This is a genomic window from Arachnia propionica (assembly GCF_037055325.1).
Taxonomy (GTDB): domain Bacteria; phylum Actinomycetota; class Actinomycetes; order Propionibacteriales; family Propionibacteriaceae; genus Arachnia.
Genome location: NZ_CP146373.1, coordinates 2876648 through 2902566 on the forward strand (window position 1 = coordinate 2876648; position 25919 = coordinate 2902566).

A 25919-nucleotide genomic window follows, 5' to 3' on the forward strand; every position below is an offset into this window, starting at 1 on the left:
AGTGAGCGACGACGTCATCGAGAGCATTGAGATCTTCAACCCCGAGAGCCGAGTACTGTTCGACGTCACGGTCGAGATCCCGAAGGGCACCAAGAACAAATACGAGATGGACCACCTGACGGGTCGCATACGACTGGACCGCACCTTGTTCACATCCACCCAGTACCCCTACGACTACGGTTTCATCGAAGGCACCCTCGGGCTCGACGGCGATCCCCTCGACGCCATGGTGATCGGCGCCGAACCCACCTTCCCCGGCTGCTTGATCCAGTGCTACGCGGTCGCGATGTTCCGCATGACTGATGAGATGGGTGGCGACGACAAGGTGCTGTGCGTTCCGACCGCGGACACCCGCCGCAGGCACCTCAAAGACCTCGACTCGGTTGCCGAACACATCCTTCTGGAGATTGAGCACTTCTTCAGCGTCTACAAGGACCTGGAGCCGGGCAAGTCCGTCGAGGGTGCCACCTGGACCGGTCGCAAGGACGCGGAGGACGAAATCATCGCCTCCATCGAACGCGCGAAAGGCACATCCTTCGAGCACCACCACGTCAACCTCGCCTGAAACCGACGAGGCATCAAAGAACCGCAGCGGTGGGCATCACATACGTCCTGAACGGGACGACGGGGAGGATCAGCTCACCACCACACCGGCGAGGATCCTACCCGCACCCGCCAACAGGAGACACCCGGTCGCGGTGACGACCGCATACGTTGCCGCCCGCCAGCCCCGGAGGAGCCGCACGGTTTGCAGGCAGGCCGTCGAGAACGTGGTGAACCCGCCGCAGAAACCGACCCCGGCGACGGCCACGACCGCCGCATCCGCGGTCGAGACGAGCCCCATCAGCAGCGAACCCGCGAGGTTGATACCCAACGTCGCCGCCCATGCGGGCCCGTGTCGCGCCACGGCCACATCCACCAGATTACGGGCCACGGCACCCGCTCCCCCAGCCAGTGCGACGAGCAACGGCATCACGTCCGGGTCCGCCCACGCCGAACTAGCCGCGTTCCCAGACGGCGCCCCAGCCACGCCGCACCCACCCCGGCCGGCACCTCGAACACCAGGACCATCAAACCCGTCACGGAGAGCCCCTGCACAGCCAGTGACGACCATGAGGTGAAGGCCCCGATCCCGCCGACGACCAAGAAACACCGCAGCCGTTGCCGTCGCGACCCGAGGATCGCATCCAGTATCCCGAGCAGCGCGCACCCCAGCAGGTTGGCCACCGCCAGACCGGCGGCAGGCCCCAGCAGGAGCACGACCTGACGTGCGGCGGTTCCGACGAACCCCCCGGCGAGGACGGCGAGGAGATCAGCGGGACGCGGGGTGAACACACGGCGACGATACCCCCGGATCGTGTTCCCCGGCCGCGGGGATGAGGGGATGCCACACCCCATGCGGTTCTTCTGTCCACCGCCTACGGGATCACGAGGGGCTCACGCTACGCTACGGCCGTCCCGGGCCCGTCGAACGCCCGAGACGGAAGGAAAACCTGGTGAAAACCATCAAGTTTCGCGTCCGCAACCCACTCACATGGTTGTCTCCCCTGATCTGCGTGGTGTACCTGATCGGTGTCGTCGTCTTCGTCGTCCAAAACCACAAAGACATCTACGTCATCACCGGCGGTTCTGGAGCCCTGCTCATAATGCTGCTGTCCCCCGCGCTCGCGCCGCTGTTTCTGCTCCTGTGGCTGCTCGACCCTGTCCGCCAGGTCCACATGGGTGAGGGTCGGTTCGTCCTCGCCCAGGGCAACGACGTGCTGGGACAGATCACCTACCCGGAGATCGCGCACATGCGTCTCACCGGCTCGAATCACTGCCTCGACGTGTTCGACCATGCAGGCGTCAACAGGATTCACATCGAACCCGCAGTGTTCTGGCGCAACGACAGAAACAAGACCGTCACGATCGCCATCGTCGATTTCATGCGCACCCAGCTTCCCCACGTGGAGAAGTCCGTCGAACAAGGGAAGGGCCAGAAAGCCTACGTAGAGCGCTACATCGACTGCTTCCCGCCCATATCCCACGAAGCGCAGCAGCCCACGGGGCAGCAGTCCCCAACCCAGCCCACCTATCAGCAACCCACCTACCAGCAGCCCCAGGGGCAGCAGTCCCCACCCCAACCCACCTACCAGCAGCCCCAGGGGCAGCCCGGCTGGCGGTGATGCCTGCCGGGCACGGATTTCTGCGGGGCGACGGCGTAGGGTTTTATCCCGTGAGCGATCCGGTGATCCTGGCCCAGGAGCTGCGCAAGTCCTACGGGACCTTCGAGGCGGTGCGCGGCATCGACTTCGAGGTCGAACCCGGGACGTCCTTCGGGTTGCTCGGCCCCAACGGGGCGGGCAAGTCCACCACCATGCGCATGATCGCCGGGGTCTCGCACCGCTCCGGAGGTCGGCTGCGCATCCTCGGAATGGATCCCGACGAGCAGGGACCGCGGATCCGCGCCCACCTCGGGGTGGTGCCACAGAACAACAACCTCGACGCCCAGCTCACGGTTCGCGAGAACCTCATCTTCTACGGTCGCTACTTCGGCCTGCCGAAACGCTGGCTGGCCGCCAAGGCGGAGGAGCTGATCGACTTCGCGCAGCTCGCTGACAAACGCGACGCCCGGGTCGACGACCTCTCGGGCGGTATGAAACGCCGCCTCACGATCGCCCGGGCGCTGGTCTCCGACCCGCGCATCATGCTGCTCGACGAACCCACCACGGGCCTGGACCCGCAGGCCCGCAACGTGTTGTGGGATCGGCTGTTCCAGCTGAAGGAGAAGGGCACCACGCTGGTGCTGACCACCCACCACATGGACGAGGCCGAGCAGCTCTGCGACCGGTTGATCGTCATCGACCACGGCGTGATCGTCGCCGAGGGCAGCCCACCGGACCTGGTGCGGGAACACGCTGGCCGCGAGGTGGTGGAGCTGCGTTTCGGTTCCACCCGCAACGCCGGGGCCGCCGAGCGCATCACAGGCATCGGGAACCGCATGGAAACCCTCCCCGACCGGATCCTGGTCTACTCCGACGACGGCGAGACCGCGCTGCGCGCCGTCATGGAACGCGGCCTCGAGCCGACCTCGTCGCTGGTGCGACGATGCTCACTGGAGGACGTGTTCTTGAGGTTGACGGGGAGGTCGTTGATTGACTGAGACCCTCTCCCCCGTCGATCACGACGCCCAGGCTGCGCGGGTCGCACGCTGGGGTGCCTTCCACCACGCCCGTAACGTCGTCATGCAGCTGCGTTCCTGGTGGGTGAGCCTGTTCGCCATCGGCGCCCTGGAACCGCTGCTGACGGTACTGGCGCTCGGGGTGGGCCTGGGAGTGGTGGTGGACGCCGCCAGCCCGGGGGCGCTCGGGGTGCCTTTCCTGCAGTTCGTGGCGCCCGCGATGCTGCTCTCCTCAGCCGTGCACGCCGCCCAGGCCGAGAACACCCTCGGGGTGTTCTCCAGTTTCAAGTGGCACGAGCTGTACCAGGCTGCCGCCTCCACCCCCACCACCCCGTCGCAGCTGGCGGAGGGACACTGGCTGGGCGCAACGGTGCGTTACCTCATCAACTGCGCCACCGTCATCGCGGTGCTGCTGGTCTTCGGGGCCATCACCCCCGCGAGCGTGCTGGTCCTGCTTCCCGTGGCGGTGCTGACGGCGTGGTCGTTCGGCAACCCGGTGATGGCCTGGACGGCCCTCCAACACGACGAGAAGGGCCAGTTCTCCATCCTCTCGCGGCTGGTGGTGCTGCCGTTGACGCTGTTCTCCGGCACCTATTTTCCCCTCGACGTGCTGCCCGGCTGGCTGCACCCGATCGGCTGGGTCTCGCCGCTGTGGCACGGGGTGAACCTGACCCGCATCCTGACCCTCGGGCAGGCCGCGCCGGCGTGGCTGCCGTTCGTGCACGTCACCTACCTGATCGTGCTGAGCGTCGCCGGACTGTTGATCGCCCGGCGGATCTTCCACCTGCGACTGACCGGGGTCCTGCCCCGCCCCCGCCAGAAACGAACCAGAAAACAGGCCGCGTCGAAACCGGTGGCTGTGCCGCCGAGCGAACTGTCGGACGGCCAGTCGCTGCTGGCCGGGACACACCACTCGGCCTCGTTCAGCGGCAGATTCCCCGTCGTCGCAGCCCGGGGTTTGAAAGCGAACTGGGGTGCCAACAGCCTGCTCATGGCCACGGGGGCGGTCGAACCGGTGCTGTACCTGCTGGCGATGGGAATCGGGCTGGGCACCTTCATCGGCCAGGTGCAGGCGGGGACCAGTTACGCCGCCTGGATCGCGCCCGCGCTGCTGGCCACCTCCGCGTTGAACGGGGCGGTCATGGATGCCACCTGGAACGTGTTCATGAAACTGAAGTTCGACAAGCTCTACGAGACGATGCTCAGCACCTCGCTGGGGCCGCTGGACGTGGCGCTGGGCGAGATCACCGTCGCTCTGGTGCGCGGCGGCATCTACGCCACCAGCTTCGTCGCGGTCATGGCGCTGCTGGGTCTCGTCGGGTCGTGGTGGGTGCTGCTGGCCATCCCGGCATGCCTGCTGATCGCCCTCGGGATCGCGGCCCTGGGGATAGCGGCCACGTCGTTTTGCCGCACCTTCCAGCAGATGGACTGGATCATGCTGGTGCTGATGCCGATGTTCATGTTCTCCGGCACCTTCTACCCCGTCGACGTCTACCCGGCCCCGATCGCGGCGGCGGTGAAATGCCTGCCACTGTGGCACGGCATCGAAATGCTCCGCGACCTCAACGCCGGCGCGGTCAGCTGGCTGACCGCAGGTCACGCCCTCTACTTCGTCGTCCTGGCCATGCTCGGGGTGTGGGTGGCATCGCTGCGCCTCAAGGCCCTGTTCCTGCGGTGAGCCCCTGCGGCGTCGCGACGTGAAAGACTTGCCCCCATGTCGTCGTACCTGCTGTTGCGCAACCCGTCCGCGAATCGCGTCTACGCGGGCGAGGCGGCCACGCTGACCGCCGCCGAACTAGAGATCACCGCTCCCTTCGTCTCGGAGATCACGCAGGCCGAGGTGGCGGGCGTCGACTACCTGGCCTTCGAGGCCGAGCGCATGGGTCGCGACGAACTGGCAGGCATCGCGCGGCAGTCGTCGGCATTCGCATTGTTCCAGCGCGACGGCGACCTGCTGCGGCCCGTCGCGCTGCCGCACACCGATGTCCTCGACGACGACCTCGTGACCATCCCCAAGTACCAGGGAAAGACCAACGAACAGTTCACCCGACTGCTGCTGAACGTCACCGTCGCGGCGGCCAGGCGCAACGCCCCCCACCGGGTGCTCGACCCGATGGCCGGGCGCGGCACCACCGTCTCGACCGCACTCATCGCAGGTCACGACGCCTTCGGAGTGGAGGCCGACGACAAGGCATTCGACGCGATGGCCGCGTTCTACAAGACCTGGCTGCGCCGCAAACACGTCAAACACACGGCAGCCGTCACCCCGGTGCGTCGCGACGGGGTGCGCATCGGTCGTCGCTTCGACGCACGCATCACCGTCGGCAAGCGAGAACTGGTGGCGACGGTGTTCACCGGGGACGCCCGCTCGTCGGGCTCGCTGTACGGAAAGAAACGTTTCGACGCCATCGTCACCGACGCCCCCTACGGGGTGGTGCACGGATCGACGTCGGGCGGACGCAGGTCGCGCACCCCGGCGCAGCTGCTGGCGGAAACGATCCCGGTGTGGGCGGGGCAGCTGCACCCGGGAGGGTCGCTGGGGATCAGCTGGAACACCCTCGGCATGCCCCGCGAGGACCTGGCAGCGCTGCTGACCAACGCCGGCCTGGAGGTCCTCACCGGCGGGGCGTGGGACCGGTTCGCGCACCGCGTCGACTCCTCCATCCGCCGCGATCTCATGGTCGCCGTCAAACCGGTCGCCACATCCTGAAAGATCACATCGCCCGAGGATCACGCTGACGGATCCCACCCCACCCCATGCGTCGGTTTGCTGGCCTTCATGCTGCTTTGCTGGCCTTACCACCGGTTTGCTGGGCTTGTTCACGTTTGCCTGCGCTGTGAGGCCAGCACACATCAACAAGCCCAGCAAACAGGGAATAGGGCCAGCAAAACGAATCAGGGACGACGGACCAGTGCCGGTAGAGCTCGTAGACTCGCCCCATGCGACAACTCGTGCTGATGCGCCACGCGAAAACCCGGGCCAGCCATCCCCGCGGCGACCACTCACGGGAGCTGCTGCCCGCCGGCGTCCAGGACGCCCAGGAGGCAGGCCTGCAACTGCGTCCCCTCGGGTTGGAGCACGCCCTGGTCTCCACCGCCACCCGCGCCCGGCAGACCTTCGCGGCACTCGGCCTCGACATTCCCGTCGAATACCTCGATGACCTCTACTACGAGGGTGTCGACGCCCTCATCCGGCACATCAGCGAAACCGATCCCGCCGTGAACGGTCTCCTGGTGGTGGGGCACGCCCCCACCATCCCCGCGCTCGCCTCCCACCTCGGCAACGCCTCCGACAGCCAGGAAGCCGACCGTCTCCAGTGCTGGTACCCGACATCCACCTTCACGGAGTTCACCTTCGACGACGACTGGTCCAGCCTGGCTCCCTTCGAGCTGGGGCACGTGAGGATGGAACGCACCGTCCGCCGCTGAACCTCCACGTCGAGACGGTGTCGACACATCCCACTCGCTGATACCGGCAGGCCGGCTCAACCAGCTGGCTGGGAGCTCACTGCGTGAGGAACGGCCAGGTGTGGAAGGCCTTCTCGAAACTCGACTCCGACCGGGACGACAGGGCCTCGAAACGGGTCAGTTCCAGGCGACGCCTGCCAGGGGTTCCGGCCCGTTTCCACGACCCCACCACGCGACCTCCCAACACGGCGCTTCGTTTGAACATCCCGTTGTTGCCGGGGACCAGTTTCGGGTGGTCGCGTTCGGTGAGGGCGAACAGGCGGTCCTGGTATCCGAGGATGAACTCGTCGAAGCCTGGCAGCAGGAGTGGCCGCGACGCCGACCTCCCGACCTCGGCGACCTCGTCGGCCAGCCCGACCCGCTGGTAGCGGGGTTCGTCACCGGGCAGCTCCTCGAAACGTTCCCGGATCAGCGCCAACGCCCGACGGGCGGCGCCGAGGGACAGCTTGCTCCACCAGGAGAAGTCGCGCAGCGTCGCGGGGCCGCGGCTGGTCAGGTAGCGGTCGAGCAGTTCGGCGCAGGCGGCGTCGCGGTCGCCGTTGAAACGATCCTCCAGCCCGGTGCCTGCGGGCAGCCATGACTCCGTGAGGGCGAGGTGCTGATCGCCGTCGATGACCGGCCCGTAGCACAGCATTCCGGTGGCGATGTGGTGGAAGGTCATGTGATAGTTCGCGCCCTGCACCTCCGACAGCCCGGCCTCGGCCCAGTGCGCGTGCAGCTCCGCGCGCGGCCTCGGCCCGTCGGCCAGCAGTTCGGCTGCGATCTCGGCGGCGCGTTCGAGATGCCCCGCCGAGATCCCGCGGCCCTTGAGGATGCGCTCCGACTCCCGCAGCGACTTGTCCACGCACAGCTGCGTGATCCACCAGGCATCGGCTGCGGCCATCAGGAAAACGGTGCCGCGCATCGGGTAGCCGCGCACGATCTCACCGCGGGCACAGGCCTCCACGACGGCCTCGATGCCGCCGTCGCTGCGCAACGCGATCGACGCCAGCACCCCGGGCAGGTCCTGGCCCTGATGCGCGCCGAACGCGGCCGCTACCTCGACGGGACGCTCCCACCTGCGGACAACAAGCCCCTGGGAGACGAGCCGGGCGCGCGCAAGCGCGACATCAACCATCGTTCACTCCGTCCGGAACCTGCCGTGGACGCTGACCGCGCGGTGGATCTCGTCGGGTTCCACGACCCCTCCCCCACCCTCGGGCGCCGCGGCGGCCATCGCAACCGCCTCGCCGTAGGCGAGCTGCGGATCCGACCGGTGGTCGGAGAGTTCGACGCAGACGCTCACCTCCGCGCCCGCGGCCCGAGCCATGATGTCGGCGCGGCGACGGGCCGCCCGCACGGCCTCGGTCAGCAACTCATCCTCCACTTTCTGTTCCGTCTCCGGGGTCAGTTTCCAGGACGTGTGACGCACCTCCACCCCGGGGGCCGTTCCCCACCTCACCGCGAAATCCGCGAGCGCCTGGAAGTCCCGGAAGACCACCGTCGCCTCGGCAGAGGCCCGGTACCGCAGGGCACCCCTGCGCTGCGACCGCCACGTGCACACCCGAACCGGCTCCAACCCCCACGAGACGACGGCCTGCGGGTGCAGCGGCGCTACGGCCTCGGAGAACCGCTTTGCCAGGTCGGAGGTGAGGCCCACGACGAACTCCCGGTCGTCGCCTTCGTGTTCCAGCCCCAGCCGGAGCTCCCCCAGCTCAGGCCGTACCTGTCGTTCCGCTCCCCCCTCGACCAGAATCTCCATGCGCGAATCCTACGGGCTTGCACCGCCCCACAAGCGCCAGAACAGGTCGAGTCGAAGCCGTCGCGGCTGTACCCGGAGACATGGGGCTGCCTCTGAGCACCATATGCCGGAATGGTTTCGCCACGGCGCACTCCTTCGTCGCAACCCGGCTCATCCAGGTCCGAGAAGCCCTCTACGCCGCGGGAGGCGGGGCGGTGCTGCCCCGCAGGATGAGTTCGGTGGGGATGATGATGCTCCGGCTGCCGTCGCGCACCCCGGAGGCCACCTGCTCCAGCACGAGCCCCACCATTTCGCGACCGTGGCGTCTGAAGTCCTGGCGCACGGTGGTCAGCGGCGGGAAGCTGTACTCACCGACGTCGAAGCCGTCGAAACCGACGACGGAGACGTCGCCGGGCACCCGCCTGCCCTGTTCGTGCATGGCCCGGATCAGACCGAGGGCCAGTTCGTCGTTGGCGCAGAACACGGCTGTCACCTCCGAGTCGGCGGCCAGCAGTCGGCCTGCCGCGTAGCCCGCCGCAGCGCTCCAGTCGCCGGGAATCGGTTCGGGGACGGGCAGCCCCGCCTCCCGCAGGCACCTGGCCCAGGTGGCCCTGCGGATCAGGCTCGACTGGGAATCCCTCGGCCCGCACACGTGCTGGATGGTGCGGTGCCCGAGCCCCAGGAGGTGTTCGACGGCGTCGCGCACCCCGCCGACCTGGTCGGCACTGGCGGAGGGGTAGTGGTCCACGAGCGTGGAGTCCGAGACCGCCACCGGCATCGACGGCGGCAGGACGAGGTGTTCGCGACCGGCCCGCCCGGCCTGCACCACGACGAGACCGTCGATTGCCTGGTGGGAGAGCCGATAGACGGCCTGGCGCAGGTCGTCGGAGACAGGACGTTCCACCTGGACGAGGTTGACGGCGTAGTCGGCGGCGGTGGCGGCCTCCAGCACGCCCGCGGTGGTGAGGGCCTCGCCGGTGCGCTGGATCCGCTGGGTCAGCACGCCGATCGTCTTGAAGGAGCCGCGGCGCAGGGCCTGGGCAGCGCGATTGGGGGAATACCCCAGCTTGTTCATGGCCCGCAGCACCTTCTCGCGGGTTTCCGGGCGCACGTGTTCGGACCCCGTCGCCACGCGCGAGACCGTCTGCACGGACACGCCGGCCAGACGGGCCACGTCACCCATCGCTGGCGCTCCCTCCGCGCTCCGGCGTTGCCTCGGCATGACGGGAGGCTATCAGGAGCGCAACGACGACCCCACCCATAGCTTTTGTGAACGTTACCATAATGCTTCACTTCGTGACGCCGATATCTTGAGATATTTCCCGTGAAACAGTGCCATAACACGGATCTTCAAGTATTGTGTGAAGGTCACCATGAGGACGTTGCACGGCTGCACGTCCCCTGTGTCCACCGACCTTCAGGGAGTCCGAACGATGATCGTTCCCGGATACTTCGAGGACCTCGGGGTCCTCCACGAACACACGCTGCCGCCCCGCGCCTACTACGTGCCGGCATCCGCCCCCGCCGCCTCGGCTCCATGGGAGCGGGAGACATCCGACCGTTTCCATCTGCTCAACGGTCGGTGGGCCTTCCGGTACCTGCCCAGCATCCACGACCTCACCGAGCCCTTCTGGGAGACCACGGACGCCGGCCCGGAGGGATTCACCATGATCCAGGTGCCCAGCACCTGGCAGCACCTCGGATACGACCACCACCAGTACACCAACGTCCGCTACCCCATCCCCTTTGATCCGCCCCACGTCCCCCAGGACAACCCCTGCGGCGCCTACATCCGCGACTTCGACCACACCCCGGATCCCGCCGCACCCACCACCCAGCTGGTCTTCGAGGGCGTCGACTCCTGCTTCTACGTGTGGCTCAACGGCGCCTACGTTGGCTACAGCCAGGTCTCCCACGCCACCGCGGAGTTCGACGTCACCGAACACATCCACTCCGGCACCAACCGCCTGGCCGTGCTGGTGCTCAAGTGGTGCGACGGCACCTACCTGGAGGACCAGGACAAGTTCCGCACCTCCGGCATCTTCCGCGACGTCTACCTCCTGCACCGCCCGGAGGCGGTGCTGTTCGACTACACCGTCACGACCTCGCTGGGTCCGGTGGTCGACGCGACCCCGGAAACCGCCGTCATCGAGATCCGCGGCTCCTACCGCGGTGGGGTCGTCCCCACCACCGCCGAGCTGACCGACCGCGAAGGACGGGTGCTGGCCTGCGGCGTCCTGGAGCCCTTCGCCGGCTGCCCCGACCACACCCACCGCGCCCGGCTCACCATCACGGCACCCCACCCGTGGAGCGCGGAGGACCCCTACCTCCACACCCTGACCCTCACCAGCCCCGACGAGACCATCACCGACCGGGTCGGGGTGCGGGAAATCGAGGCCAGGGACGCGGTCGTGCGTCTCAACGGCAGCCCCATCACCCTGCGGGGTGTCAACCGGCACGACTCCGACCCGGTCTCCGGTCCCGTCGTCGACCTCGACCACATGAAACGGGACCTGCGACTGATGAAGGAGCACAACATCAACGCGGTGCGCAGCTCCCACTACCCCAACGATCCGCGGTTCTACCAGTTGTGCGACGAGTACGGCTTCTACGTCATGTCCGAGGCCGACAACGAAAGCCACGGCACCCAGACTCGCTTCCTGGCCGACCCGTCCTGGGAGAACCAGGTGGAGCACTGGAACGAACCCATCGCCGACAATCCCGCCTGGACCGAGGCCACCGTCGACCGGATGAAACTGTGTGTCCACCGGGAGAAGAACCGTCCCAGCATCATCTCCTGGTCCGCGGGCAACGAGTGTTCCTACGGCTGCACCCTCGAGGCGGCACTGCTGTGGGTCAAGGGCTTCGATCCGACGCGCCTGACTCACTACGAGAGCTCCTACTACCGCGACTCCAAACGTCGTTACGACTACTCCTGCATCGACCTGTACAGCCGCATGTACCCGGGCATCGAGGAGATCCGTGACTACCTCGATTCCGACCCCGACAAGCCCTTCATCCTCGTGGAGTACTGCCACGCCATGGGCAACGGGCCCGGCGACCTCGAGGACTACTGGGAGATCATCCGCGACGACGAGCGCATGTGCGGAGGTTTCGTGTGGGAGTGGTGCGACCACGCGGTACTAGCCGGCACCAGCGACGACGGCCGACCGATCTTCCGCTACGGCGGCGACCACGGCGAGGACATCCACGACGGCAACTTCTGCGTCGACGGGCTCGTCTCCCCCGACCGCGTCCCGCACCCCGGGCTGGCGGAGCTGAAAAACGTGCAGCGTCCCGCCCGCGTCATCGAGTACGACCAGGAGGAGGGTCTGCTCACCATCCACAACGACCTCGACCACACGGACCTGTCGCAGTACGCCCGCGTCTCGTGGGAGGTGCGCTGCGACGGCGTCGTCGTGGATCGCGGGGACATAGACCTGACCGATCCCGTCCCACCGCACACAAGCGTCATGCTGCGCTGCGAACCGCAGATTCCGCACGCCGGGAAATGCCACCTGCTGGTCACCCATCGGCTCGCGCGTCCCGCACCACTGTTGCCCGCCGGGCACGTCCTGGGCATCGATGAGGTTCCGTTGCACAACGCCGACGGGCGGCACCGCCGGGTCGCGGAGCTCGCACACCGTCCCGCCAGCCGGGGATCGGTGCAGGTCGCACGGGAGGGGACGCGAATCGACGTGGCGACCGCGGGTCTGCGCTGCACCATCGACACGCGCACCGGCCTGCCCGCCGCCCTGAGAGTCAACGACCGGGAAGTCCTGGAACGCCCGGTCGAGCTCAACATCTGGCGGGCCCCCACCGACAACGACCGCCACGTGCGTCTGGAATGGGAACGCGCCCACTACCACCGGGCCATGGCCCGCGCCTACGCCGTCGTCGTCGCCGAGGAGGCGGGGCGCGCGACGATCAGCGCTGACGTCGCCCTGGTGGCACCGACGATCCAACCCGCCCTGCGCGGTCGGCTGATCTGGACCGTCACCGCCGACGGCATCCTCGGGGTGATCCTGCGGATGCGCCGCGCCCTCGGGTTCCCGAGCCTGCCACGCCTGGGGCTGCGGCTGTTCCTGCCCGAGTCCATGAACCGGGTCGACTACCACGGCCTGGGGCCCTTCGAGAGCTACGCGGACAAGCACCGCGCCAGCCATCACGGGGCCTTCAGCACGAGCGTCGCGGACCTCCACGAGGACTACATCCGTCCCCAGGAGAACGGCAGCCACGCCGACTGCGACGAGGTCACCGTCTCCGGCGGCGGCCTGGCCCTGACCGCGGTGGGACAGACCCCGTTCTCCTTCAACGCCTCCCGGTACACGCAGGAGGAACTTGCCGCACGGCACCGCAACACCGACCTCAGAGCGTCGGGCAGCACGGTGCTGTGCCTGGACGCCGCCATGGCCGGCATCGGCTCCAACAGCTGCGGACCGGCCCTGCGATCCCGCTACCGGGTGGACGGCCACGAGCTGGGCATGGAACTCCACCTCCTGCTCACCACCCCCACCAACACCGAAACTCACGACGAGGTGACGTCATGAACGACACGACGCGCACGGCAGCGGCCGGCGAGAAGAAATACCTGAAGTGGTACAACAAGGTGGGCTACGGCTCGGGTGACGTCGCCGGCAACGTCGTCTACGTGCTCCTGTCCGCCTTCGTCATGATCTACCTCACCGACACCGCCGGGCTCAACGCGGGCATCGTCGGCACGCTCATGATGATCTCCCGGCTCTTCGACGGTTTCTCCGACGTCATCTTCGGTGCGCTGCTGGACCGCACCAACACCCGGATGGGCAAAGCCCGACCGTGGATGCTGTGGGGTTTCGTTGGCTGCGCCGGCATGATCGTTGCGATCTTCGCAATCCCCACCGAACTGGGTGAGACCGCCAAATACGCCTGGTTCTTCATCGCCTACACCCTCCTCAACGCCGTGTTCTACACGGCCAACAACATCGCCTATTCCGCACTGACCGCGCTCATCACCCGCAACGGTTCGGAGCGGGTGCAGATGGGTTCCATCCGTTTCATGTTCGCCTTCGGGACGAACCTGCTCATCCAGAGCATCACGGTCGGGGGCGTGGCGATGTTCGGCGGCGGCGCCGCGGGGTGGCGGAACATGGCGATCATCTACGCGCTGTTCGGGCTGGCGGTCAACACCTTGTCGGTGTTCTCCGTCATGGAACTGTCCCCAGAGGAACTGGCCGGCGACGACGACACGGCGCAGAAGGAGGACACGCTGACGGTACTGGAGTCGGCCAAGATGCTGCTGTCCAACAAGTACTACCTCCTCATCCTGGTGGTCTTTCTGCTCACCCAGGTCTTCACGGCAATGCTCAACATGGGCATCTACTTCATGAAATACATCCTGGGGGACGAGAACCTGCTAGGCACCTTCGCCTGGGCTATCAACGTCCCGCTCATCGTCGGCCTGCTGGTGACGCCCATCATTGTGAAGAAGTTCGGGGAGATGTACCGGGTCAACCTCGGCGGCTACGTCATCGCGACTCTCGGGCGGCTCGGGGTGCTGGTGGCGGCCTATTTCCACGACATCCCGCTCATGCTGATCCTCTCGGCGGTGGCCTCCCTGGGGATGAGTCCGCTGCAGGGGACGCTCAACGCCATGATCGCGGAGGCTTCGGAACACACCTGGCTGCGCACCGGCAAACGCATCGACGGGCTCATGTTCTCCTGCACCTCCCTGGGGGTGAAGGTCGGCAGCGGCATCGGAACGGCAGCGGCAGGGTGGCTCCTGGCCGCCAGCGGCTATGACGGCGGTGTGAGCATGCAACCGGACTCGGCGATCCAGATGCTCTACGTCATGTACGTGTGGTTCCCGCTGGTCGCCAACGCCCTCATCTTCCTCCTGCTCACCCGCCTCGACGTCGAGAAGGCCAACGCCCGCCTCCGGGAACAAACCGACGCCTGACCCCGCATCGCCCGTCGGTTTGCTGGCCTTAACCCGGTTTTGCTGGCCTTGTTCGTGTTTGCTGGCCTCACAGCGCAGGCAAACGTGAACAAGGCCAGCAAACCGTAAAGAAGGCCAGCGAACCCCGGCGTCTCACCCCGCGACCGGTGCCGTCTCCTTGTCGTCGGAACCCTCCGATTTCGTCTCTCCGGACACCTTGGCCGCCCCGGACATGAGACGGGCGCTGGTGCCCTCGCCGAGTTCCTCCAGAGCCAGGCGACCGACCATCTGCTGGTTCGTCGTGACGCGTTCCGCCCGACCGCGGGTGAGGAAGCTGACGAACCAGTGCAGCAACGTCGACATCCGCTGCTTGAAGCCCGCGATGTAGAGCAGGTGCAGCACCAGCCACGCCGCCCAGGCCAGGAAGCCCGAGAACTTGACCTTCCCTGCGCTGACGACGGCGGAGAACCGGGAGATCGTCGCCATCGACCCCTTGTCCTTGTACGTGAACGGGGTCGTCGGGCGGTTCCCGGCCAACTGGCCACGGATGACGTTGGCCGCATACCTGGCGCCTTGGATCGCGCCCTGCGCCACCCCGGGCACCCCGTCGACGGCGGCCAGGTCACCGATCACGAACACCTCGGGATGGCCCGGCAGGGTCAGGTCCGGCAGCACCTTGACCCTGCCCACCCGGTCGGTCTCGGCGCCGGTTTGTTCGGCAAGATTCGGACCGAGCGGATTCGCAGACACACCAGCGGCCCACACCTTGCACACCGATTCCACCCTTTCGGTGGAGCCGTCCTTGCGTTTGACGGTGAATCCGCGCGAGTCGACCTCGGTGACCATGGTCTCCGTCCACACCTCGACGCCGCGTTTTTCCAGCGACCTGCGGGCCGAGCCACCGAGGTCCTCGCCGAAGCTGGGCAGCACCAGGGGTCCACCCTCGATGAGAATCACCCGTGCCTGACGCGTGTCGATGCGACGAAACTCGCCGACGAGAGTCTTGGAGGCCAATTCTCGGATCTGCCCGGCCATCTCCACTCCCGTCGGTCCCGCGCCGACGACCGCGAAGGTCAGGAACCTGGAGACGTCCTCCCCCTCCGGGGCGAGTTCGGCCAGCTCGAAGGCGCCGAAGATCCGGGCACGCAACTCCAGGGCATCGTCGATGGTTTTCATGCCGGGCGCGTAGCGGGCGAAATGGTCGTTGCCGAAGTACGACTGCCCCGCACCGGCGGCGACGATCAGCGAGTCGTAGTCGGTGACCTGTTCGAGGCCGTGGAACCGCCACCGCACCTGCTTGGCCTCCATGTCGACCCCCTCGACGAGACCGAGCTGCACCGTCACGTTCTTGTTTTTGCGCAGCACCTCCCGGGTCGCAGGGGCGATCTCACCCTCCGACAGGATGCCGGTCGCCACCTGGTAGAGCAACGGCTGAAACAAATGATGGGTGGTGCGTGCTATCAACGTCACATCGACGTCGGCGCGCCTCAAGGCCTTCGCCGCGAACAGACCACCAAACCCAGAACCGATTATCACAACATGATGCTTGCGCATATCGGCTATTGTGCTGGGCGGGACGGCTTCATGCCAAGTCGGACTCACCTACCGGACGGCGCGAGGGTCGAGCATACACCACCACGCCGGGTGAGCCCCATCCCCTCAGCTGGTTGCACCGAAGCACGAGCAACAAGCACCCCGAGTCGACGCCATCGACGCCTGGTGGCCAGAATCCGACCTCGGCCACCGAGGTGTCGACACGACCCACTCGCAGATGCTCGTGAGGACCGGTTCACCCAGCTGAAGACCCCGGAATCAGATGAGGGCCACGGCGATCGTGGCCGCGACACCCTCACCGGAACGAACGGCGCCTTCCATGTAGCCGTTGAACTTGGTCGAGTACTCCGCCCCGGCCCAGTAGAGGCAGCCCTCAGAGGCCGCGAGAACGGGGCCGCTGGAGGTCCAGATCCCGGGCGCGAAATGTGCCCCGTGACAGCCCCGCGTGTACTGCTCGGCGCTCCAGTTCCGTTCGACGTACTCGCTGGGTTCGGCGGCCTCCTCCCCGAATGCACGGACGGCCGACTCGACGAATGCGCGCCGCCGGGTCTCCAGGGAGCGATGGGCCAGGGAATCGGCCTCGTTGCCCTCGAAGAAACCCATCAGCAGCCCACGGGTCGAGTCGGCCGGTGTTGTGTCAAACGTGACGCGAACCGCCCCCTCGTCAGAGCTCGACTGCCCTGAAAGTCCTCGTTCGCGCCAGAAGGGCGTCTCATACACCAGATATGCCTTGATCACGTTGCCGGGAGCCACCTTCTCCGCGACGTCTCGTCTCCACTGCGGAAGAGGCGGGTCGTATTCCAGGGCGACGGCCAGGCGTGGCGGTAGCGTCGAGACGACGGTGCGGGCCTCGATGGTTTCCCCGGATGCGAGCGTCACGACGGCGGTGTCGCCGTGCGTGACCTTCGTCACGGGATTCCCGAGGCGCACCACCTCCCCGAGATCGTTGGCCAGGGCCTCGCACAGGGCGGTCATGCCTCCCTCGATGCGCTGCTGGTTCAACCCGCCGTTGTTCGCGATCATCGTCTCCAGGCTCGGCCCCGAATTGATCTGCCGCAACCCCTCCTCCAGGGTCGCCTTCGGGATCATCGGCCCGAAAGCCGCTTCGTAGACCTCACCGAAACGGGCCTGCGCCCCACCGGTGCGTAAATTCGTGCGCACCCAGCGTCGTAGGTCCTGCCGCAACCAGGCACCGTTCGCCGCCACCCATGCCGGATCATCGGCCAGGCGGTGTGCGAGACGTCGCAGTCTCAACAACCCCTGGCTGAGGTCGGCGACCTCGAACGGGGTCAATTCCGCCCCATCCGCAGCCGACGGCACCTCAAGCAATCTGCCGTGGATACGCACCACCAGATTTCCACGAGCTGGAATACCAATAGTCCTCAGCCCGTAGCGCTCGATCAGTTCAAAGATGGCGTCGTGTCCGGCGCCAATCCATTGACCTCCGAGCTCCACATACTGGCCGTCGGCGAGAACCCCATTCTCGACACGCCCTCCCACACGGTCTCGAGCCTCGAGCACAACAACACCGAGTCCTCGGTTCCGCAGGTCGCGAGCAGCCACGAGGCCCGCTAGGCCAGCCCCAATGATGGCGCAGTCCAGCATGTTTCCTCCTATAAACCGGCATGCTCTATATAAACCGGCATACTGTTTTCCCCGGATTTCTTACATTACAAGGGGGCCGATTCCCGTTCTCAGGCGACCCCACCAATAACGCGTCTCACCGCATCCGCATCCACGGGGATGCGGGTCACATGCCTGGGGAGGTCCTCGATCCCGGCGAAGCGCTCGGGGCGCGGCGGGACGATGCCGATCGCCTGGGTGATGGTCTCGGCGAACTTCACGGGGAGCGCGGTCTCCAGCACCACGACCGGCCCTGAGATCTCACCTGCGGCCAGCAGCCCGCGGGCGACGTGCACGCCGTCGGCGGTGTGGGGGTCGATGAGTACCCCGTCGCTCTCCCAGGTGGCGCGGATCTCGGCCAGCCGGTCGGCATGGGTGGAGGATCCAGAGACGAAACCGAAGCGGTCGCGATCCTCACCGGACAGGTCGAGCCTGCCGGTTTCCGGCAGTTCCCGGCCAAACAGGTCGGCAACGCGCGCGCCGTCGCGACCCAGGAGGTCAGCAACGAAACGTTCGAAGTTCGATGCCTTCGAGATGTCCATGGACGGGGAGCTGGTGGCGTGGGTCTGCTGTGCGGCGCGGGGCCGATAAATGCCGGTGCGGAAGAACTCGTCGAGGACGTCGTTTTCGTTGGTGGCCAGCACCAGCTGGCGGATCGGCAACCCCATGAGGCGGGCGATGTGTCCAGCCGCGATGTTGCCGAAGTTGCCCGACGGCACCGCAAACGAGACCGGTTCCTCGCCACCGATACGCAGCCAGGCCGCGACGTAGTAGACGATCTGCGCCATCAGGCGCGCCCAGTTGATGGAGTTCACCGCGCCGATGTGGTGGTCGCGTTTGAACTCGGCGTCGGCGTTGATGGCCTTGACGAGGTCCTGGCAGTCGTCAAAAACCCCTTCGACGGCCAGATTCACCACACCGGGATCGTCGATGGAGTACATCTGCGCCTGCTGGAACGGGGTCATGCGGTCCGCCGGGGAGAGCATCACCACCCGTATCCCAGGCCTGCCCAGCAGCGCGTACTCGGCAGCCGAACCGGTGTCTCCGGAGGTGGCACCGAGGATGGTCAAACGCTCACCGCGGCGCGCTAGTTCGTGTGCGAACAACTCGCCGAGCAGCTGCATGGCCATGTCCTTGAAGGCCGCCGACGGGCCGTTGCTGAGGTGCGCCAACCGTACCCCGTCGGAGAGTTCGGAGACTGGCACGATCTGCGGGTCCGAGAACTTCTCGGGCGCGTAGGCGCGCCGGCAGATACCCAGCAGGTCGTCGGCGGAGATGTCGTCGATGAACAGGGAGCACACCTCGAAGGCGAGCGCCGCGTAGCCGTCGTCGGCCAGCACCTTCCGCCACTGGGCAAGGGTGCCTGCGTCCACCCGCGGGTACTCGGCGGGCAGGTAGAGACCACCGTCGGGCGCCAGGCCCTCCAGGAGGATGTCGCTGAAGGCCTTGGTGGTGTGGTCGGTGGCACGGGTGGAGACGTATCGCACGGGCAGCGATCCTACCGGGAGACGCCGGGCACGGCCGGCATGCCGACCGAATCAACTGGCTTCGGGCGGCTATTTGAGGATGTTACGACGCGAGAAGCTGGCCGAGGCCCAGATCCCGAGGACCACCAGCCAGAAGATCGCATACCCCAGCGAGTATCCGTAGTCGAGGTGCGGGGCCGGTTCCTGCCGCACCCCGTCGCCGTTGTAAATGGTGCGGCTCCAGCCGCCGGTGATGAGGTTGAATGCGTTGGTGGTCGGTAGCAACCAGGCCGTCTGGGCGACGTCCCTGGAGAATTCGAGGAACTGGGAGAGCGCCAGACCGACGGAGATCAGCACCCACGCTTTGCCGGTTGACGCCAGGGCCATCGTCACCAGCGCCGCCAGCATCCCCATCACGGCCCCGGCCAGCAGTGCACGCCCCACCTGCGCACCCAGCAGGGAGCCGGCACTCAGCCCCTCGATTCCGCGCACATTCAGGTAGAAGAACACTCCCAGGAGCACCATGAGTGCCGCCCAGAAAGCCATCAAACAGGTCCCGCAGATCGCTGAGGCCAGGGCTTTCGCCCACAGCAGCGGCAGCCTGCGTGGGGTGAAGGTCAGCTGGGTGCCGATGGCGCCAGTGCTGAACTCGGCCCCGATCATCACGGTGATCAGGACCACCACGATGAGCAGGCCCATCTGTATCGTCAGCTCGAGGGATGCGATGACGAATTGTTCGAAGCTCATCTGGGGACGCAGGAACCCCTCCACGGTGATGTTGGTCGGAAGCGCCGTGCAGTCGCTGCTGGACGAACTCGACCCGCAGATCACCTCCAGGTTTATCTGGGCGTCGTTGGACTGCCGCCGCGCCTCGTCCCATTCGAGCGCGGTGTAGGGCTTGAGCGTCACGGCCATCGAGGCCGAGATCCAGAAACCCAGACCCAGCACGAACGCCCCCAGCACTGCCACCTTCCGGTTGCTGATCAGCCTGAGAAGCTCGGCGCGCAGCAGATTCAGCATCACGCCACAGCCCTCCCCTGCGTGGTGGTGAGGCGTTCATCCTCGGTCAGTTCCAGGAACACGGATTCGAGGCTGGAGCGTTGCAGGCTGAGGTGCCTCGGCCACAGGTCCGCCTCCCCGAGGACCCGGGCGACGGCGGCAGGATCGAGTCCTTCGTCACGGGTGACGCGCAGCTGCCCTCCCACCAGCTGGCCGCCGAAACCCGCCTGCCGCAGTGCCTCGAAAGCCGCCGGGACGTCGTCGATCTCCACCACCACGTACTCGGAACCGTCGTTGAGGAATTCCTCCAGCTCCCCCGCCGCGATCACCCGTCCCCGCCCCATGATGGACACGGAATCGGCGATCTGCTCGATCTCCCCCAGCAGATGGCTGGCCACCAGCACCGTGCGACCCGCATCAGCGAGGGCACGCATGGTGGTGCGGATCTCCTGGATACCGGCGGGGTCGAGGCCATTGGTGGGTTCGTCGAAAATCAGCAGGTCGGGTTCCCTCAACAGGGTCGCGGCGATCGCGAGTCGCTGTTTCATGCCGAGGGAGCAGGTGCGGAAAGCCGCCTTCTCGCGTCCCCGCAGCCCAACCTCCAGCAGCACCTCCGTGACGCGGCGGCCCGGCACCCCGGTGGAGATCGCGAGGATCTCCAGGTTGCGCCGAAGACTTATGTTCGGCGCGAACTTGGGGCTCTCGACGATGGCACCCACTTTGTCGATCACATCGGGCAGCCCGTAGGGCACCTCGTGGTCGAAGATGCGCATCTCGCCGTCGTCGGGGCGGATCAGGCCGAGCAGCATCCGCAGCGTCGTGGTTTTTCCGGAGCCGTTGGGACCGAGCAGTCCGTGGATACCACCGAGGGGGACATCCAAGTCGAGTCCGGACACGGCCTGGACGCGCCCGAAACGCTTGGCGAGACCGCGAATCCGCACGGCCCACGCCCCGGGGGTCCGTTTCCAACGCTGCTCGGTCATGCCCGCGACCCTAGTCCGCGGTCGTGGAAAAAAGCGTCGGCCCGCAGTCGTGGAGACGTCAGACTCCGGTCCGCTCATCGAGAACGTCAAGGTTCTTCGCCTCGAGGCGTCGCCACATCAACCAGGCTGCCAATCCCAGCAGCGGGGAGCCGAAGGCAATCCGGGTGGTAGCCGCCACCACGACCACCACGGTTGCGCTCAACCAGATCCGCTGCCAACGGCGGTCGGGCAAGGCCAGGGCGACGAAGGGCGCCGCCCAGGTGAAATACCAGGGTTGCAGGGCGGGACCGAGCAGCGCGAAGGCGAGCAACCCGCCGAGCAGCACCACCCAGGGACGTCCCGGTTCTCCGGGCCGAGGGCCGAACCGCACCACGAGCCACACCCAGGCCGTCAGCACCGCCAGCCCGGCGATAAGGGTGAGTATCCGGATCACCGAGGTCAGCGACTCTTCCTGCCCGAGGAATTTCATTGCCTGGGTGACCCACGACAGCGGCGAGTCGCTCATCACGGCCAGGGGATTACCAGCAGTGGGCTTGTTCCATCCAAAGCCCAGGCCAGAGCCCAGCGACACCCCGACGAACACCCCGACCGCGACCGCTCCCGCCGCCGCGGCCCGGCCCGCGAGCCGCCACCAGTCGCGCCCCGGCGAAGCCGCCCAGGCCAGGGCGACGATCCCGAGCCCCGCGGCTGCCCCCGACTGCTTGATCGTCAGGGACGCTCCGATCAGGGCCCCGCCCAGCAGCAGCCCGGACCAGCCGCCGCGAGTCGCCGCCAACACCGCCAAGGCGATCAAGGCCACCAGCACGGCATCGTTGTGCAGGCCCCCGATCCACTGGAGGATCAGCAGCGGAGTGGCGATTCCCGCCCACAGGGCCGTGTTCACGGGGACCCCGACGCGTAGCGCGATACGTTTCACCGCCCACGCCACCACCAGCAGACAGGCCAGGTGCAGCAGCCGGAACAACAAGATTCCCAGCCATGGCAGGCCACCGCTGGCCCAGAACACGGCTGCGAAGATCAGCAACGCCCCCGCCGGGTAGACCGACGTAGTTTCCACCCAGTCAGCCCCGACCGTGATTCCGGGCAGCTGCGGTTCCCCGAGCGTCATGACGTAGGGGTCGTGGCCGCCCAGCACCATCCAGCCCTGCGTCAGATAGGCGTTCACATCGAGGCTATACACCAGCGGACAGGCCAGCAGCGGCAGCGCCCACAGCACCGTCGCGACCACGGGATGCGGGAAACGCGGCCCGATCCGCCACCACGCGAACAGCATGCCCGCGCAGGACGCCAGGAACAAGACGGCCAGCAGACTGTCGACGACAGGCGCGGGGTCCAGCAGTGCCCAGGCGACAGCGGTCGTGACCGCACTGGAAAGCATCCCGAGCCCCACCCATCCCCACCCGCCGGCGGGATTGGTGACCCGGGAACGTGTTTCGAGAGCAGACATCGGACACAACCCTAGAGGAGGCGCTGTGCAGGGTGGGCGCGTGTTGCTCCACCGCGACCGTCGGGGCGGTTCGGACGCGATCAGCTGGGTTCGACGAACCGCACCAGACCTTCACCGCCGCCGCGCAGCATCACGCCATGAGTGAACAGTTTTCCGAAATCCCCGGGGTGGAACACATCCGGCGCCACCATGAGCGCTCGGACCACCTTTCCGTCCTTGAGGAACACGAAGAGGCTGGCGGAGCCGAGGTAGCGTTCGTCTCGGATGATCCTCTCCCCGAACAGGGACTCGATCTCCTCGGCCTTGGTCCCTTCACCCACAACTCCGAACTGATCCCAGTCGAAATCGGTCATTGAGGAGAGCGCGACCGGGCCACCCCCCTCCTTGATGAACGCCGACAGCGCAGCATCGACGTGTGCATCGGAACTCGGCATGACACCCTCACTCTTCAAACAGGCTGTGAGCGAGACGACGGCGCAAACCACGCACACAATCCTGAACAAAGCACCACGCATGAGGCGCCTCCTCACGACTTTGCAGACTCATCCGGCCCGCCTGGGCTCTCGTCGAGGACGTCAGGCTCCAGAGCCCACATTGCCCCGAAGCTCTTTCGCCCCTGCACCCGCGCAAGTATAACGGGACCCTAGGTGACGTCCCCCGGGAGCAGCCTCAGCACCGGAGGGCGGAGCATTTTATCAGGAAAATTCTGAAGCAACCGGTTGGTTCGTGTCATACGATTGGCTAAAAGACCGACGGCTGGGAGAACCATGAAGGCATTCATCCACGTGCTCAAAGGCATCACCCTGATGCTCGCCCGCATCGTCATGGGCTTCATCATGGTCACCCACGGCTGGCACCGCTGGCAAAACGAGGGAATCGCCGCGGAGGCCGGCATCCTCGAACAGGCGGGCATCCCGAACCCCGGGCTCATGGTGTGGTTGTTGATCGGGTTCGAGGTGGTCGGAGGCATATTCCTGATCCTCGGGCTGGCGACCCCCGCGATCGGCCTCGGCCTGATGGTTCTGAACATCGGCATCATCCTCACCCTCAGATCGCACAACTTCTACGTCCATGACTCCGGCTGGGAGTACAACGCGGTGATGGCCGTAGTCGGCATGATGCTGATGAGCCACGGAGCGGGACGGCTGGCCCTGGACAACCTGTTCCGAACTCCAAAGGACATCACACCAGTCAAGGAGGATCCACTTCCCGAGGAGGAATCACCACAACGCCCCGCCCGATCCCTCCCGGAAGAGCCCGCCTGCTCCCTGGACGCGGAGCCCGCGCGTTCCCTCGACGCGGAGCCTGTCCTCGCCACGTCGGACAGCTGGGCCACCTCGACATGGGGAACACATGCCACACAGGAAACACACAGCAGTCTCATGGCGAAACCCCACTCCTGACTGTCACAGTAGAGGCATGCCTCCCGCACAGCCCACTGCACTGACCCGCCCCGACGGCACGCCCCTGAGGGTCCTCACCGTCGACGACGAACCCAGCCTGACCGAGCTGCTGGCCATGGCCATGCGCTACGAGGGTTGGGACGTGACCACTGCCGCCACCGGCACCGACGCCGTCCACGCGGCCCGCGCCGTCAAACCCGATGCCATCGTGCTCGACATGATGCTGCCGGACTTCGACGGCCTGGAGGTGATGCGTCGCATACGCACCGAACAACCCGATGTGCCCGTGATCTTCCTGACCGCCAAGGACGGCGTGGCCGACCGCATCACCGGGCTCACCGCTGGGGGCGACGACTACGTGACCAAACCGTTCTCCCTGGAGGAGGTCATCGCACGGCTGCGCGGGCTGCTGCGACGCTCCGGGGCGACGACGGTGCAGCCGGAAACCCAGCTCGTCGTCGGCGATTTGATCCTCGACGAGGACTCCCACGAGGTCACCCGCGCTGGCGAGAACATCAATCTCACCGCCACCGAGTTCGAGCTGCTGCGCTACCTGATGCGCAACCCCAAACGGGTGCTCAGCAAAGCCCAGATCCTCGACCGGGTGTGGAACTACGACTTTGGCGGCCAGGCCAACGTCGTCGAGCTCTACATCTCCTATCTGCGCAAGAAGATCGACGCGGGCCGCTCCCCGATGATCCACACCATGCGCGGGGCCGGGTACGTGCTGCGACCCGCGAGTTCCTGATGCGCCCGGCCAGCCTCTCCGCCCAGCTGCGACGGCGCGTCACGGTCGTGGTGGCGGTGCTGGCGCTGCTGATCTCGGCAGGAACCATCGTCGCAGCGGGCGTCATCATGTACGAGCAGCTCGACAAACAAATGGACAACACCACAGCCCTCCAAGTGCGCGAAACCGGCCAGCAGAACGGCCGCCCGAAGGGCATCCTGGCGCCCGGCACACCACCCGGTACCGTCGTGGTGCTGCGCAGTTCGAGCGGCGTCAGTGTCGCATCGAAGATCGGGCACGGCGAGTACGACAACGTCTCCGCGGAAGCCATCAACACCCTGTTGAAGGTCGACACGGACGGTCAGAAACACACCGTGGACGTCCCCGAACTGGGCCAGTACCGGGCGGTCGCGCAGTACAACCGCGACCACGAACTGATGGTGTTGGCCCTGCCGCTGGAGACCGTCAACACCACCATCGTGCGCCTGAGTCTGCTGGCCGTCGCCCTGGGTGTAGCAGCCGTGGTGGCGGCTGCTTTTGCGACCCGCGCCGTCGCCAATGCCGCGACGAAACCGCTGCGCTCGTTGTCGGCGACGGCATCGACGGTCTCGCAGCTGGACCTGGACCGCGGGGAGGTCAACGTGCCCGCCGTCCCTGATCCGGCGCTGCCCCCCGAACACGAGGTGGCGCAGCTGACCGGCGCCTTCAACCGGATGCTCGGCAACGTGCAGGGAGCCTTCAAGGTCCGGGAGGCCTCCGAGACCAAGTTGCGGCGTTTCGTCGCCGACGCCTCCCACGAGCTGCGCAATCCCCTGGCCGCCATCCGCGGTTACTCGGAGCTGGCGGCCCGCAGCGACGGCGCGGACTCGGCGTTCGCGCTGGGCCGGATCGACGCGGAGTCGCAGCGCATGACGAAACTCGTCGAGGATCTTCTCCTGCTGGCCCGGCTCGACGCCGACGCCCCTGTCGAGATGCAGCCCGTCGATATCGTCGCGGTGGTGCTCAACGCCGTCAGCGACGCGCGCGCCGCCGGACCCGATCACACCTGGCGCCTGGAACTTCCCGAGGAAGGGTTCGAGGTGCGGGCCAACGCCGACCGCCTCCACCAGGTGATCGTCAACCTGCTGTCCAACGCCCGTAACCACACCCCCGCGGGCACCACCGTCACCACCGTCGCCGGCATCAAAGACGGTCAGGCTTGCCTGATGGTCGTCGACGACGGTCCCGGCATCGCACCCGATGTGCTGCCCCGGATCTTCGAACGCTTCACCCGGGCCGACGCGTCGCGCCGCCACAACGAGGCAAAATCGACGGGACTGGGCCTGTCGATCGTGCAGGCGGTGGTCGCGAGCTTTGGTGGCCGGGTGGAGGTGGAATCCCGCCCGGGTCGCACGTGCTTCACGGTCTGGCTGCCCCTGGCCACCTGAGTCTCACCCCGAAAACCGGCTACCC

The 25919-nt window shown here is 66.7% G+C and carries 23 protein-coding genes; 11 read left to right on the forward strand and 12 right to left on the reverse strand.

What is annotated here, in order from left to right; all coding sequences use genetic code 11:
- Position 1 precedes the first annotated feature (1 nt).
- Positions 2–565: an inorganic diphosphatase gene (locus tag V7R84_RS13345; RefSeq protein ID WP_338569852.1), complete on the forward strand. Its 564-nt coding sequence runs from the start codon at positions 2–4 to the stop codon at positions 563–565.
- 69 nt (positions 566–634) lie between these two features.
- On the opposite strand, the gene V7R84_RS13350 is transcribed toward V7R84_RS13345, so the two are convergent.
- Together V7R84_RS13350 and V7R84_RS13355 are read right to left on the reverse strand one after the other, a co-directional pair.
- Positions 635–973: a fluoride efflux transporter FluC gene (locus V7R84_RS13350; protein ID WP_338573907.1), complete on the reverse strand. Its 339-nt coding sequence runs from the start codon at positions 971–973 to the stop codon at positions 635–637.
- Positions 973–1335 carry a CrcB family protein gene (locus tag V7R84_RS13355; RefSeq protein WP_338569854.1) on the reverse strand — a complete coding sequence of 121 codons (363 nt, stop codon included), beginning with the start codon at positions 1333–1335 and terminating at the stop codon, positions 973–975. The genes V7R84_RS13350 and V7R84_RS13355 overlap by 1 nt, the downstream gene beginning before the upstream one ends.
- Positions 1336–1496: 161 nt before the next feature.
- Between V7R84_RS13355 and V7R84_RS13360 the strand changes: the two genes are divergently transcribed.
- The 5 genes from V7R84_RS13360 (at position 1497) to V7R84_RS13380 (ending at position 6589) form a co-directional block, all read left to right on the forward strand.
- Positions 1497–2165 carry a hypothetical protein gene (locus V7R84_RS13360; RefSeq protein ID WP_338569856.1) on the forward strand — a complete coding sequence of 223 codons (669 nt, stop codon included), beginning with the start codon at positions 1497–1499 and terminating at the stop codon, positions 2163–2165.
- A 50-nt stretch (positions 2166–2215) separates the two neighbouring features.
- Complete coding sequence (locus V7R84_RS13365) at positions 2216–3142, forward strand: ABC transporter ATP-binding protein (protein ID WP_338569858.1); 927 nt, start codon at positions 2216–2218, stop codon at positions 3140–3142.
- Entirely contained in the window at positions 3135–4838 is a 1704-nt protein-coding gene (locus V7R84_RS13370; protein ID WP_338569859.1) for an ABC transporter permease, read from the forward strand. The genes V7R84_RS13365 and V7R84_RS13370 overlap by 8 nt, the downstream gene beginning before the upstream one ends.
- A 36-nt stretch (positions 4839–4874) precedes the next feature.
- Positions 4875–5870, forward strand: coding sequence for a site-specific DNA-methyltransferase (locus tag V7R84_RS13375; RefSeq protein ID WP_338569860.1), 996 nt, complete (start codon positions 4875–4877; stop codon positions 5868–5870).
- Positions 5871–6100: 230 nt separating this feature from the next.
- On the forward strand, positions 6101–6589 hold the full coding sequence (locus tag V7R84_RS13380) for a SixA phosphatase family protein (protein ID WP_338569861.1): 489 nt from the start codon (positions 6101–6103) through the stop codon (positions 6587–6589).
- 76 nt (positions 6590–6665) lie between these two features.
- Here V7R84_RS13380 and V7R84_RS13385 read toward each other — a convergent pair whose 3' ends face one another.
- The 3 genes from V7R84_RS13385 to V7R84_RS13395 form a co-directional block, all read right to left on the reverse strand.
- Positions 6666–7745, reverse strand: a complete 1080-nt coding sequence (locus V7R84_RS13385) for a winged helix DNA-binding domain-containing protein (protein WP_338569863.1) — start codon at positions 7743–7745, stop codon at positions 6666–6668.
- A 3-nt stretch (positions 7746–7748) separates the two neighbouring features.
- Entirely contained in the window at positions 7749–8369 is a 621-nt protein-coding gene (locus V7R84_RS13390; RefSeq protein WP_338569865.1) for an SIMPL domain-containing protein, read from the reverse strand.
- A 172-nt stretch (positions 8370–8541) separates the two neighbouring features.
- Positions 8542–9570: a LacI family DNA-binding transcriptional regulator gene (locus tag V7R84_RS13395; RefSeq protein ID WP_338569867.1), complete on the reverse strand. Its 1029-nt coding sequence runs from the start codon at positions 9568–9570 to the stop codon at positions 8542–8544.
- Positions 9571–9781: 211 nt separating this feature from the next.
- Between V7R84_RS13395 and V7R84_RS13400 the strand changes: the two genes are divergently transcribed.
- Complete coding sequence (locus tag V7R84_RS13400; protein ID WP_338569868.1) at positions 9782–12898, forward strand: glycoside hydrolase family 2 TIM barrel-domain containing protein; 3117 nt, start codon at positions 9782–9784, stop codon at positions 12896–12898.
- On the forward strand, positions 12895–14286 hold the full coding sequence (locus V7R84_RS13405) for an MFS transporter (RefSeq protein WP_338569870.1): 1392 nt from the start codon (positions 12895–12897) through the stop codon (positions 14284–14286). The genes V7R84_RS13400 and V7R84_RS13405 overlap by 4 nt, the downstream gene beginning before the upstream one ends.
- A 132-nt stretch (positions 14287–14418) precedes the next feature.
- On the opposite strand, the gene V7R84_RS13410 is transcribed toward V7R84_RS13405, so the two are convergent.
- The 7 genes from V7R84_RS13410 to V7R84_RS13440 all read right to left on the reverse strand — a co-directional run bounded on the left by V7R84_RS13410 (position 14419) and on the right by V7R84_RS13440 (position 22771).
- Positions 14419–15819, reverse strand: coding sequence for an NAD(P)/FAD-dependent oxidoreductase (locus V7R84_RS13410; RefSeq protein ID WP_338569872.1), 1401 nt, complete (start codon positions 15817–15819; stop codon positions 14419–14421).
- A gap of 258 nt (positions 15820–16077) precedes the next feature.
- Positions 16078–17424: a flavin monoamine oxidase family protein gene (locus V7R84_RS13415; RefSeq protein WP_338569874.1), complete on the reverse strand. Its 1347-nt coding sequence runs from the start codon at positions 17422–17424 to the stop codon at positions 16078–16080.
- 89 nt (positions 17425–17513) lie between these two features.
- Positions 17514–18929: a threonine synthase gene (gene thrC / locus V7R84_RS13420; RefSeq protein WP_338569876.1), complete on the reverse strand. Its 1416-nt coding sequence runs from the start codon at positions 18927–18929 to the stop codon at positions 17514–17516.
- 69 nt (positions 18930–18998) lie between these two features.
- Positions 18999–19931, reverse strand: coding sequence for a hypothetical protein (locus tag V7R84_RS13425; protein ID WP_338569878.1), 933 nt, complete (start codon positions 19929–19931; stop codon positions 18999–19001).
- Complete coding sequence (locus tag V7R84_RS13430; protein ID WP_338569880.1) at positions 19928–20890, reverse strand: ABC transporter ATP-binding protein; 963 nt, start codon at positions 20888–20890, stop codon at positions 19928–19930. Before V7R84_RS13430 ends, V7R84_RS13425 begins: the two co-directional genes overlap by 4 nt.
- Before the next feature lie 58 nt (positions 20891–20948).
- On the reverse strand, positions 20949–22337 hold the full coding sequence (gene mptB, locus V7R84_RS13435) for a polyprenol phosphomannose-dependent alpha 1,6 mannosyltransferase MptB (protein WP_338569882.1): 1389 nt from the start codon (positions 22335–22337) through the stop codon (positions 20949–20951).
- An 80-nt stretch (positions 22338–22417) separates the two neighbouring features.
- The gene (locus V7R84_RS13440) at positions 22418–22771 is read right to left on the reverse strand and encodes a hypothetical protein (RefSeq protein ID WP_338569883.1); all 354 of its coding nucleotides are present in this window, start codon (positions 22769–22771) and stop codon (positions 22418–22420) included.
- A gap of 333 nt (positions 22772–23104) precedes the next feature.
- Between V7R84_RS13440 and V7R84_RS13445 the strand changes: the two genes are divergently transcribed.
- The 3 genes from V7R84_RS13445 to V7R84_RS13455 are packed head-to-tail and all read left to right on the forward strand — an operon-like array spanning position 23105 to position 25894.
- Complete coding sequence (locus V7R84_RS13445) at positions 23105–23740, forward strand: DoxX family protein (RefSeq protein WP_338569885.1); 636 nt, start codon at positions 23105–23107, stop codon at positions 23738–23740.
- 16 nt (positions 23741–23756) lie between these two features.
- Positions 23757–24488 (forward strand): response regulator transcription factor, encoded by a 732-nt coding sequence (locus tag V7R84_RS13450; RefSeq protein WP_338569886.1) that lies wholly within the window; start codon positions 23757–23759, stop codon positions 24486–24488.
- Positions 24488–25894, forward strand: a complete 1407-nt coding sequence (locus tag V7R84_RS13455; protein ID WP_338569888.1) for a HAMP domain-containing sensor histidine kinase — start codon at positions 24488–24490, stop codon at positions 25892–25894. The genes V7R84_RS13450 and V7R84_RS13455 overlap by 1 nt, the downstream gene beginning before the upstream one ends.
- The last annotated feature ends 25 nt before the right edge of the window (positions 25895–25919 follow it).